We start from the raw sequence: 10,773 nt of genomic DNA on the forward strand, positions 1-10,773 counted from the left end.
GTCCACAGGTAGGCGTAGTAGCCGGCGGCGTAGCCGTTGCCCCAGATGTGCTGGAAGTAGCTGGAGCGGTAGCGCGGCGGCACGTACGAGAGGTTGATCTTGTCCTTGCTGAGGACCTCCTGCTCGAACTTGTCGGCGTCCTGCTTGGGCGCGTCGGCCGGCAGGGTGTGCCAGCCCATGTCCAGCAGCGCCGCGGCGACCAGCTCGGTCATGTCGTAGCCGCTATTGAAGTGGCGCGCCTTCTGGATCTTGTCGACCAGCGCCTTGGGCATCGGCTCGTGGGTCTTGTAGTTGATCGCGTAGTGCGCGAACACCTTCGGGTTGGTCGCCCAGTGCTCGTTGAACTGCGAGGGGAACTCGACGAAGTCGCGCGCGGTGTTGGCGCCGGACAGCGACGGGTACTTGGTGTCGGCGAACATGCCGTGTAGCGCATGGCCGAACTCGTGGAACATGGTGATCACGTCGTCGAACGACAGCAGCGCGGGCTGGCCCGGCGCCGGTTTGGTGAAGTTGGCGACGTTGAAGACCACCGGCTTGGTGCCGAGCAGGGTCGACTGCTCGACCAGGTTGCTCATCCAGGCGCCGCCGCCCTTGTTGTCGCGCTTGAAGTAGTCGCAATAGAACAGCGCCATCGAGGTGCCGTCCTTGTCGAACACTTCGAACACCCGCACGTCCGGCTGCCACACCGGGATGTCGTGGCGCTCCTTGAAGGTCAGGCCGTAGAGCTGGTTGGCGGCGTAGAACACACCGTTCTGCAGCACGTTGTCGAGTTCGAAGTACGGCTTGATCTGGTTCTCGTCCAGGTCGTACTTGGCCTTGCGCACCTGCTCGGCGTAGTGCTGCCAGTCCCAGGCAGCCAGCTTGAAGCCGCCGTGCTGCTGGTCGATCACCTTCTGGATGTCGGCCGCCTCGCGCTCGGCACGGCCGGTGGCGGCCGGCACCAGGTTGTGCATGAAATCGATCGCGCGCTGGGGCGTCTTGGCCATCTGGTCCTCGAGCTTCCAGGCGGCGTAGGTCGGGTACCCCAGCAGCTTGGCCTGCTCGGCGCGGATCTGCGCGATGCGCGCGATGATGGCGCGGGTATCGTTGTCGCCGCCGTGTTCGGCGCGGTCCCAGGAGGCCTTGAACAGCGCCTCGCGGGTGGCGCGGTCGTCCAGGTCCTTCAGCGCCGGCTGCTGGGTGGTGTTCTGCAGCGGGATCGTCCACTTGCCATCCAGGTCACGGCTCTTGGCCGCCTGCGCGGCGGCGGCCAGGTCGCCCTCGGACAGGCCCTTGAGCCTGGCCGCGTCGTCGACGGTGAGCGCACCGGCCTTGGTCGCGGCCAGCAGCTTGTTGGTGAACTGCGTGCTGAGGGTGGACTCTTCCTTGTTGAGCTCCTTCAGCTTGGCCTTGTCATCGGCCGAGAGCTTGGCGCCGTTGTGCACGAAGTCCTTGTAGGTGACCTCGACCAGGCGCAGCGATTCCGGGTCCAGCTTGAGCTTGTCGCGCTGGTTGTAGATCGTCTCCACGCGCGCGAACAGCTTGTCGTTGAGGTAGATCGCGTCCTGGTGCGCCGCGAGCTTGGGCGCCTCGGTCTCCTGCACCTTCTGCAGCGCGTCGGAGGTGTTCGCACCGGTCACCGTGTCGAAAGCCAGCATCGCGCGCCGCAGCAGCGCACCGGACTTCTCCATCGGGATGAAGGTGTTGTCGAAGGTCGGCGGCTCGGGGTTGTTCGCGATCTTCTCGATCTCGGCCAGATGCTGGCGCATGCCCTCCTCGATCGCCGGCTGGTAGTCGCCTTCCCGGATCTTGTCGAACGGCGGCGCCTGGAACGGCAGCGTGCTGGCCGCATAGAACGGGTTGGCGTGGGCCGTGCTGGCGCTGGCCGCCGGCGCGCTCGCGGCAGGCGCGGGCGTGGACTGGTTGTCGTTGGACGATTGCGAACAGGCAGCCATGGCGATCGAGGTGGCGATCACGAGCAGGCGGAGACGAGGCATCGATTTTCCCCAGGGGTGGCGTCCGCGGCGCGGAACGGGCAGGTCAAGCGCTCGACTCTAACCACACCGGGGCGGTATTTCCAAGGGCCGGAAGTGCGAGGCTCCCCCGCCGGGCTCCGCTCAGGCGGCGCGCATGTCGCGCAGCTGCCAGCTCGCGCCGATCAGCCAGTTGAGCCGCGGTCGCACCACGCGCATCGGCAGGTCGGTGACCAGGTCCAGGTCCACGTGCAGGTCGGCGACCCTGGCGCTGGCGGTGGCCTGCGGATCGGTGGCGGCAAGGCTCATGTCCACCTCGTCCGGGTCCGGCTGCATCGCGCGCCAGCGCTCGAACAGGCCCGCGCCGCGGAGGGACTCCTGCAGTGCGGCGGCCAGGTCGTCAGGGCTGGAGCCCTGCCAGGCCAGCGCCGGGTCGGCGCCGTGCGCGCTGCGGATGTCGTCGACGGAGAGGTAGTAGTGGTTGCGGTTGCTCATGCGCGCTCCAGCAGTGGACCTGGGGCCGGATCGAAGCATGTGGCGCGTGAAGCCGCTGCCACATGGCCGGGCAGGGCCGGCCACGACTCCGCCCTGCAGGCTGACGTTCAAGGTATACGCGACGGCAGGAGCGGCGTCACGTCCAGCCGCGCGGCCGCGTCGGCAGGGGCGAGCCCGTAGGGAAGCACGCCCAGGCAGGGCGCGGGCAGCATGCCGCGCAAAGTCTCCAGGTTGTCCTCTACCGCCACCATCGCCGGGTCGATGCGGTTGCCGATCCAGCCTGCCAGGCGGCAGCCATCGGCCAGGATCGCCCGCGCGCTCAGCAGCGCATGGTTGAGGCAGCCCAGCCGCAGGCCGACCACCAGCACCACCGGCAGGCGCCACTGTTGCGGAATCGCCGAGGCGAGCAGGCCCGGTGCGAGCGGCACCATCCAGCCCCCCACGCCTTCGACCACCACCATCTGATGCGACAGCCGCAGCCGGTCGAAGGCCGCCTGCAGCGGTGCCATGTCCACGGCGACGCCTTCCAGCCGCGCGGCCAGGTGCGGCGAGAGCGGTTCGCGCAACGCGATCGGGTTGATCGACGCGTACGCCAGTGCCCGGCTGCCGGCGGCCTGCAGCGCCAGCCCATCCTCGTTGCGCCGCCCGTCCGGCGTTTCCAGGCAGCCGCTGGCGACCGGTTTCATGCCGCATGCCTCCAGCCCATGTGCGCGCAGTGCATGGATCAGCGTGCAGGCCGCGTGGGTCTTGCCGATACCGGTATCGGTACCGGCGACGAACAGCGCATCGCCCGCCTTCGGTTGACTGTCCATCACCACCCTTCGCCCGTAGTCCGAGCGCGGATGTTCGCCGGGGTGCCGGCCGTGGGCAACCCGCGGGGTAGGAAATTCTTAGGAAACGCGCAGCGATGTTTTAGGAAACGCGCGCCACGCCTGTTCCTAGACTGCCCGGACCCCTCACCCATGCGCGACAGGTCCTGCCATGCACGCTGCTTCCGCTTCCCGTTACAACATGTACGGCTTCATCCACAAGGCGCTGCGCCACTTCATGAGCGACACGCTGCTGCTGCTCGGCCGCCTCGACACGGCCGATGCGCCGGAGACCGGCGCGGCGCTGGCGCAGACGCGCGAATTGCTTGCCCTGTGCCGCACGCACCTGGAGCACGAGAACCGGTTCGTCCACCCCGCGCTGGAGGCCTGCGAGCCGGGCAGCGCCGCGCGCATCGCCAGCGAGCACGTCCACCACGAGGAGGACATCGCGCTGCTGCTCGGCCAGGTCGATGCCGTGCAGGCGGCGCAGGGCGACACCGTGGCCTGCGCGATGGCCGCGGACCGGCTCTACCGGCACATGGCGGTGTTCGTCGGCGACAACCTGGTCCACATGGACTACGAGGAGCGCGAACACAACGCCACCTTGTGGGCGCACTACAGCGACGCGCAACTGCACGCGATCGAGGGCGCCATCGTGGCGGCGCTGGCGCCGGCGACCAGCGCGCTGTCGATGCGCTGGATGCTGCCGGCGCTGCGCCACCCCGAGCGCGTGCGCCTGCTCGAGGGCCTGCGCGCCAACGCGCCGGCGCCGGTGTTCTCCGGAGCACTGGCCGTGGCGCGCGAGCGGTTGGCGGCGCGCGACCGGGACAAGCTTTCGGCGGTCCTTTCGCTGGAGCCGGCCGTCGCGGCCTGAAGTTCAGGCGCGGGTCGCCGGCACGTCCACCAGCTGCAGCGGGCGGTTCACGCACAACCGGAAGCGCCCGCGACCGGTCTTCTCCAGGCGCACGCAGGCGTCGCGCTCGACCAGGCGGCGTTCGAGCAGGATCAACCGTGCCTCCAGGTTGTCGCTGAGCTCGGGCAGGCGGATGCGCGGATCGACCCGCAGCTCGCGGTTGGCGAACGCGGTCCGCCCGCTCTCGGCGTGGTCGCGCAGCAGCGTCCACAGGATGGCGCCGGCGACGCCCTTGATCAGGTAGTCCTCGCCGAAAAACACGCTGTCGTTCTCGGCATAGTGGCGGACCGCCACCGGCGGGCCGCCGGCCGGTGCGGGGCAGGTTTCGGCCGCCGCCGGTTCGGCCACCTCGGCGGATTCGCGGAACGCCGCGATGGCCAGCCCCAGCTGCGCCGCGAGGGTGACCAGCGCATCCTCGTCGTCATAGCCGAAGCGCAGGTCCTGCGGGCTTTCCACGTACAGCACGCCCAGCAGGCGCCGGCCGGCGGTCACCGGGACGGCCAGCTGGCTGCGCGACTCGGGCAGGCCCGGTGGCGGGATTTCGGTTTCCAGCCGCCCGGCCAGCCCGCCCTGCGCGAGGGCGTCGCGCACGGCCCGCCCATAGGCGTACTCGCCGGTCATGTGCGCGATGCGGATCGGCGTGCGCTCGCGCGCGGCCACCCCGATGACGCCCTCGCCCAGCGGGATCTCCGAGCCGATACCGGATCGCTCGTAGCCGCCGCTGGCCAGGGTGAACAGCTTCTGCCCGTCCTCGTCGAGCAACAGCACCATCGCGTGGTGGATGTCGAACGCCTCGCGCAGCGCCCCGAGCATGGCCTCCAGCAGCCCGGCCAGGTCCGTGGCGGCGGCCAGCCGCTGCGAACCGGCGCGCACTGCCGCCAGCAGGTTGCGCCGTGGCGGAGGCGCCGGCAGCGGTTGACCGGGCACCTGTTCGATCGCCAGCACGCGATAGACGTCCGAACCCTTGAGCCGGAACACTCCGCTCATGCCGGTGTGCGACGCGATCCCGGCCAGTTTGGCGCGCATGCGCTCGAACAAGGGGCCTTCGGTCTCGGTGCGCAGGTAGCGCAGGGTGAGGCGATACATCGCCGCCGTCTGCGGGTGGATCAGCAGTAGCCGCGCCTGCGGGTTGGCCAGGATGTTCTGGCGGGTCTTGTTGAAGAACTGGAACGAAAGCGCCAGGTGCTCGGGATCGACGTACTCGGTCTGCGACAGATAGGCCACGTTGGGGGTGCCATCGGGTGCGCAGGTGGCCATCACGCCCGGCACCGTGCCGTCGAAGCACTCGCGGATGCCATCCAGGCCGGGGGTCACGGTTCCAGTTCCAGCGGGCGCCCGGCACCGGGCCCGGGCGTCTGCACGTAGGCCAGGGTGGGCACGAACTCGAGCGCGACGGTCTCCCCCATCGGGCTGAGCAGGGCGCGGGTCAGCGCCTCGCTCACGCCACCTTTGGCCAGTTGCACCACCATCGCGTCGCGGTAGGCGTGCGTGCGTGCAGCCTCGTCGGGACGCAGCCGTACCACGCGGGCCGCCTCGCCCTTGAGCTGCAGCGAGCGATGCGTGCCTGGCTCGGTGAAGACCACCGCGACCAGTCCGTTCTGGCGCACGTCGTCGAGCAGCGCCGAGGCCTGCATGGAGGCCAGGAACAGCCGTACGCGGCGCCGGTCGCGGGCGACCCGGCAACCGTGCGCGCGCACCAGCTCCGGCTGGTTGGCGGCATTGCGGGAGGCCACGATGATCGAGACCGCGCCCTGCAGGAACCGGGCGTGTTCGGCGTCGATCACCGCAGGGGCAGCGGGCCTGGACACGCGCGTTCCTCAGGCCAGGCCGCGACGTCGGCGCCAGCGCGTGGCGGGCGGTCCGGGCAGGAACACCAACGGATACGGGAAGCCGGGCTCGATCAGGCGCATCGAACGGTCTCGCCTTCGGGAGGTCGGGCGCATAATACGGACTTTGTTGCCGGATTCGCGCCGATGTTCCACCTCTCCGAGACCACTTACGCCAGCAAGCAAGAACACTATGCCGACCTGGCCAGCCAGGCGCGCGGCCTGCTCGCCGGCGAGCGCGACCTGATCGCCAACGCGGCCAACTTCAGCGCGCTGGTGTTCCACAGCCTGCCGGATCTCAACTGGGCCGGCTTCTACCTGTACGACGGCTCCGAGCTGGTGGTCGGCCCGTTCCAGGGCAAGCCGGCCTGCGTGCGCATCGCGCTCGATCGCGGCGTCTGCGGCGCCGCCGCGCGGACGCGGGAGATCCAGCTGGTGCGCGACGTCAACGCGTTCGAGGGGCATATCGCCTGCGACGCGGCCTCGCAATCGGAGGTCGTGGTGCCGCTGGTGAAGGCCGACGGCTCGCTGCTGGGCGTGTGGGATGTCGACAGCCCCCGGGTCGCACGTTTCGACGAGGAGGACCGCGCAGGCATGGCCGCGCTGTGCGCGGTATTCATGGCATCGCTCGACCCCTGATCGCCTGCCCCGCCGGCGGGCCTCGGCCGGACCGCCGGCGCGGCGATGGTGCGACGGTCCCTGGCCCGGTCAGAGGTCACTCGCGCGGTGTGCGCAGAAGTGCCAGCACCGCCTCCCGCGCGGGCTCCACGCCGGTGCCGTCGGCCGAGGAGAACACCTGCGCGCTGGCCTGCACGCCTTCGCCGAATCCCTTGCGCACCGCCGCCAGCGCCTGCATCCCCTGGTTGCGCGAGAGCTTGTCGGCCTTGGTCAGCAGCAGGTGGCAGGGCAGGCGCGTCTCGAAGCAGAAGTCCAGCATCATCCGGTCGAACTCCTTCAGCGGATGGCGGATGTCGGCGATCAGCACCACTCCGCGCAGGCTGCGGCGACGGTGCAGGTAGGCATCGATTTCCTGCTTCCAGTGCGCGCGCAGTTCTTCCGGCACCTTCGCGTAGCCGTAACCCGGCAGGTCGATCAGGCGCGCCTCCAGCGGCGCTTCGCCCTCGCCGCGCGACAGTGGCGGCAGCGAGAAGGCGACCATCTGCTGCGTGCGCCCGGGCGTCTTGGAGGTACGCGCGAGGCCCTTGTGCCCGGTCAGCGTGTTGAGTGCGCTGGACTTGCCGGCATTGGAGCGTCCGGCGAAGGCGACCTCGGCGCCGTGATCGGCGGGCAACTGGCTGATGCGGTGGGCGGCCAGCACGAACTGCGCGCCATGGAGCGGATTGGGCATGGGAACGGTTTGACCAGGGAGCAGTGGCGCGGGGATAATTCGGCGGTTTCTGCCTGCCGCAAGCCATGTTGGCAGCGGTCCGCGGCGGATCTGAGCCGTCTTTCGGGAGACAAGTGTATGAGTTTTCGGTCCGCCGGTTTCCGGCCTGCTGCCCTCGGGGGCATGATCGCCCTCGCCTTCGCGCTGTCCGCCAGCGTGGTCGTGGCGCAGGACGCCAAGCCCGCGAAGGGTACGCCGGCCACCGCCACCAGCGCCGAGCAGAAGACCTCGGCGGGTCGGCCCGGCGTCGACGCGACTCCATCGGCACCGGCCAACAGCGGCAAGCAGGCGACCGCCGCTCCTTCCGCTGCGGTCTCCGCCGCGCAGGCGGCCGCGCCCGCCGAAGCCGCTGCCGTCGCCAAGGCCGGTGATGCCACTGCCGGCCAGGGCAAGGCCGCCGCCTGCGGCGCCTGCCACGGCATGGATGGCAACTCCACCGACGCGCAGTACCCCAAGCTGGCTGGCCAGCACGAGGCGTACATCGTTCGCCAGCTGACCCACTTCAAGGCGGGCCAGCGCCAGAACCCGATCATGATGGGCATGGCCGCGCCGCTGTCCGAACAGGACATGCACGACCTCGGTGCCTACTTCGCTACCAAGCAGTCACTGCCGGGCGTGGCCGACGCCGCGCTGGTCCAGCAGGGTGAAACGTTGTTCCGCCAGGGCGACGTCGAACGCGGCATCCCCGCGTGCATGGCCTGCCACAGCATCGACGGACGCGGCAACCCGGGCGCGGCCTATCCGCAGCTGACCAGCCAGCACGCGCAGTACGTCGAGAAGACCCTCAAGGCCTGGCGCGACGGCACCACCTGGGGCGACGACGCACAGTCCAAGATCATGCCGGCGATCGCCAAGAAGCTCGACGACAAGGACATCGCGGCCTTGTCCAGCTACGTCGAAGGCCTGCACGTCAATGACGCGGCGGGCCCGAACAAGCCGGCCACGCCCTGATCCATCCCCACGCCGGCCCCGCGCCGGCGTGTGCTTTTTCGACCCCGGGGACGCCACGCGTCCCTGACGCCAGCCCGAGGATACCCATGCTCAAGCGCCTGCCGATCCTGTGTGCCGCCCTGCTCGCCCTTGCCGCCTGCAGCCATGACAGCGACACCGGCGGCTCGCCCGCGGCGCCGGGCCCGGCAAGCACCGCCGCCACCACGCCGGCCGGCGACGCCGCACCGGCCGCGAGCGGCACGAGCGCCACCCCGGCACCCGCCGCCAGCGTGCCGGCCAGCACCGGCACCACCGCCAGCGCCGCTCCGGCCGGCACGCCGGCACCACCCGCCGAGCCGTTCGTCGACAACGGCAAGTGGGTCGAGGGCAAGAATTACTTCCGCATCGAACCGGCCCAGCCCAAGGCCACCTCCACCGACAAGATCGAGGTGACCGAGGTGTTCTCCTATGGCTGCCCGGCCTGCAACCAGTTCCACCCGATCGTCGCGCAGCTCGCCGCCAGCCTGCCGGCCAACGCCGTGATGGCCTACCTGCCGGCTTCGTTCATCCCGCAGGAGAACTGGCCGATGCTGCAGCGGGCCTACTTCACCGCCCGGGCGCTGGGCGTGGCCGACAAGTGCAACGACGCGATGTACGACGCGGTGTGGAAGAGTGGCGAACTGTCGGCCATGAACCAGGCGGGCAACGGCCTCAAGCCGCATGACGCCCTGCCGACCATCGAGGATGCCGCCAAGGTCTACGCCAAGTGCGGCGCGGATCCGAAGGAATTCGTCGCGGTCGCCAACTCGTTCAGCATCAACACGCAGATGAAGCGCGCGGACGACCTGATCAAGGCCTATGGCGTCACCGGTACGCCGACCCTGATCGTCGACGGCAAATACCGCTTCGACGTCGGCAACGCCGGCGGCTACCCGCAGACCATCGAACTGGCGAAGTGGCTGGTCGCCAAGGAAGCGGCCGGGAAGTAACCGGCCTGCTCGCCACACCCGTGCGGGTCGTTCTCCAGTCACTGTCGCGCGAGCATTTGCGCGAGCTCGCGCAAGGCGTCACCCCGCCCGGGCTGGCTGCACGCACCCTGCCCGGCGCCTTGCCACCGGCCAGGGTCGCGGCCCGCGCGCTGGCGCGCCTGGACGCCGGTCAGGCGCAACCGTGGTGCGAGGTCTTCGCCGTCGCCACGGCCGCGGACGGCGCCATCGTGGCCGGCTGCGGCTTCAAGGGCGAACCGGTGGACGGTCGCGCCGGCATCTTCTACGGCGTGGCGCCCGCGCAGCGCCGCCGGGGCATCGCGGCGGCGGCCGTCAGGCTGCTGGTGGCGCGTGCTTTCGCCCAGGGTGCGCAAGGCGTCCTGGCGGACATCCTGCCGGGGAACATTGCCTCTGAACGCACGGTCCAGGCTTGCGGTTTCGTGCGCGTGGGCAAGCACGTCGCCGAGGATGGCGAAGTGGTGGTTCAATGGCTGGCTCACGAAACATCCCCGCTCTTCATGCATCCGGTTCCAGGGAGTACTCCATGATCAAGCATCTCGCCCGCCTGCGCCTGCTGACCCTGCTCGGCGGCCTGCTGTTGGCCTGCGCCTGCAGCGCCTCACCCGAAGCGCCGGCGTTCACCGAGGGCGAGCAGTACGTGACACTTCCCGCGCCGCACCAGCGCCTGAGCCCCGAGGGCAAGGTCGAAGTGGTCGAGGTGTTCTCCTACGGCTGCATCCACTGCGCACACTTCGCGGCGAGCGCCGAGGAGCTGCGCAAGTCGCTGCCCAAGGGGGTGGTGTTCAAGCTGCTGCCGGCGCCGTTCAACGATGCCTGGATGCCCTTTGCACGCGCCTACTACGCGGCCAGCCAGCTGGGCGTCGTCGATCGCACGCACCTGGCGATGTTCAAGGCCAAGTTCGAGGACCACTACCCGATCAACACGCTCGACGAGCTGGCCGACTTCTACGCGCGCCAGGGCGTGGACCGCGACAAGTTCCTGCGCATCGCCACCTCGGATGCCGCCACGGCGCAGATGAAGAAGGATTTCGACCTGCTGCAGAAGTGGCAGATCGACGGCACCCCGACCATCGTGGTCGACGGCAAGTACCGCAGTGCGCAGGTGAAGACGCTGGACGAGCTGGTCAAGCTCACCCACTGGCTGGTCGATCGCGAACTGGCCGGCAAGTAGGCCGGCGCTTCGCGTTCACGCGCGGCGGGCGATGCTCGCGGCGACCGCTCGGCGCCGGGCGCCCGGCGAGACGTGGTCGAGGAAGCCTTCGCCCGCGCCGCGCTACGCTCGGGCGACCGGCGCCAGCCATGCTCGCCAGCCACGTCCGCCTGCCTATTGCCTTTCCATGACCAGCGCCGCAAAAACCTCTCCCGACAAGACCCCCACCGAACGCCGCCTGCGCCTGCTCAGCTGCAACATCCTGGCCGGCGCCAGCGTGCAGCGTTACCACGAGTACGTGACC

General features: G+C 69.8%; 12 protein-coding genes and 1 pseudogene. 7 read left to right on the forward strand and 6 right to left on the reverse strand.

The annotated features are described in order from the left end of the window. From VFH59_RS07915 to bioD, 3 genes are all read right to left on the reverse strand, one after another. The coding region (locus VFH59_RS07915; protein ID WP_325164342.1) for a M3 family metallopeptidase at positions 1-1,976 on the reverse strand (1,976 nt) is incomplete at its 3' end. Between the two features lie 120 nt (positions 1,977-2,096). Then, on the reverse strand, positions 2,097-2,447 hold the full coding sequence (locus VFH59_RS07920) for a hypothetical protein (protein WP_325164343.1): 351 nt from the start codon (positions 2,445-2,447) through the stop codon (positions 2,097-2,099). Between the two features lie 107 nt (positions 2,448-2,554). After that, complete coding sequence (gene bioD / locus VFH59_RS07925) at positions 2,555-3,259, reverse strand: dethiobiotin synthase (protein ID WP_325164344.1); 705 nt, start codon at positions 3,257-3,259, stop codon at positions 2,555-2,557. Between the two features lie 169 nt (positions 3,260-3,428). Between bioD and VFH59_RS07930 the strand changes: the two genes are divergently transcribed. Then, a complete protein-coding gene (locus tag VFH59_RS07930) occupies positions 3,429-4,130 on the forward strand; it encodes a hypothetical protein (protein WP_325164345.1) in 702 nt (233 codons plus the stop codon). Between the two features lie 3 nt (positions 4,131-4,133). Here VFH59_RS07930 and VFH59_RS07935 read toward each other — a convergent pair whose 3' ends face one another. Both VFH59_RS07935 and VFH59_RS07940 read right to left on the reverse strand, forming a co-directional pair. Next, complete coding sequence (locus tag VFH59_RS07935; RefSeq protein WP_325164346.1) at positions 4,134-5,483, reverse strand: GAF domain-containing protein; 1,350 nt, start codon at positions 5,481-5,483, stop codon at positions 4,134-4,136. Further along, positions 5,480-5,977 carry a pyridoxamine 5'-phosphate oxidase family protein gene (locus VFH59_RS07940; protein WP_325164347.1) on the reverse strand — a complete coding sequence of 166 codons (498 nt, stop codon included), beginning with the start codon at positions 5,975-5,977 and terminating at the stop codon, positions 5,480-5,482. Before VFH59_RS07940 ends, VFH59_RS07935 begins: the two co-directional genes overlap by 4 nt. A 165-nt stretch (positions 5,978-6,142) precedes the next feature. On the opposite strand from VFH59_RS07940, the gene VFH59_RS07945 reads away from it, so the two are divergent. Then, on the forward strand, positions 6,143-6,634 hold the full coding sequence (locus VFH59_RS07945; protein ID WP_325164348.1) for a GAF domain-containing protein: 492 nt from the start codon (positions 6,143-6,145) through the stop codon (positions 6,632-6,634). Positions 6,635-6,710: 76 nt separating this feature from the next. Here VFH59_RS07945 and yihA read toward each other — a convergent pair whose 3' ends face one another. Further along, positions 6,711-7,343 (reverse strand): ribosome biogenesis GTP-binding protein YihA/YsxC, encoded by a 633-nt coding sequence (yihA, locus tag VFH59_RS07950; RefSeq protein ID WP_325164349.1) that lies wholly within the window; start codon positions 7,341-7,343, stop codon positions 6,711-6,713. A gap of 117 nt (positions 7,344-7,460) precedes the next feature. Between yihA and VFH59_RS07955 the strand changes: the two genes are divergently transcribed. From VFH59_RS07955 to VFH59_RS07975, 5 genes and pseudogenes are all read left to right on the forward strand, one after another. Continuing rightward, positions 7,461-8,333 (forward strand): c-type cytochrome, encoded by an 873-nt coding sequence (locus VFH59_RS07955; RefSeq protein ID WP_325164350.1) that lies wholly within the window; start codon positions 7,461-7,463, stop codon positions 8,331-8,333. A gap of 86 nt (positions 8,334-8,419) precedes the next feature. Continuing rightward, positions 8,420-9,301: a thiol:disulfide interchange protein DsbA/DsbL gene (locus VFH59_RS07960; RefSeq protein WP_325164351.1), complete on the forward strand. Its 882-nt coding sequence runs from the start codon at positions 8,420-8,422 to the stop codon at positions 9,299-9,301. Positions 9,302-9,321: 20 nt separating this feature from the next. Next, positions 9,322-9,846: a GNAT family protein gene (locus VFH59_RS07965; RefSeq protein ID WP_325164352.1), complete on the forward strand. Its 525-nt coding sequence runs from the start codon at positions 9,322-9,324 to the stop codon at positions 9,844-9,846. Further along, positions 9,843-10,490, forward strand: coding sequence for a thiol:disulfide interchange protein DsbA/DsbL (locus VFH59_RS07970; protein WP_325164353.1), 648 nt, complete (start codon positions 9,843-9,845; stop codon positions 10,488-10,490). The genes VFH59_RS07965 and VFH59_RS07970 overlap by 4 nt, the downstream gene beginning before the upstream one ends. A 166-nt stretch (positions 10,491-10,656) precedes the next feature. Further along, positions 10,657-10,773, forward strand: a pseudogene (locus VFH59_RS07975) (EEP domain-containing protein); the annotation flags it as partial.

The sequence above is a fragment of the Frateuria sp. genome (genome assembly GCF_035695185.1).
Classification (GTDB): Bacteria; Pseudomonadota; Gammaproteobacteria; order Xanthomonadales; family Rhodanobacteraceae; genus Frateuria_A.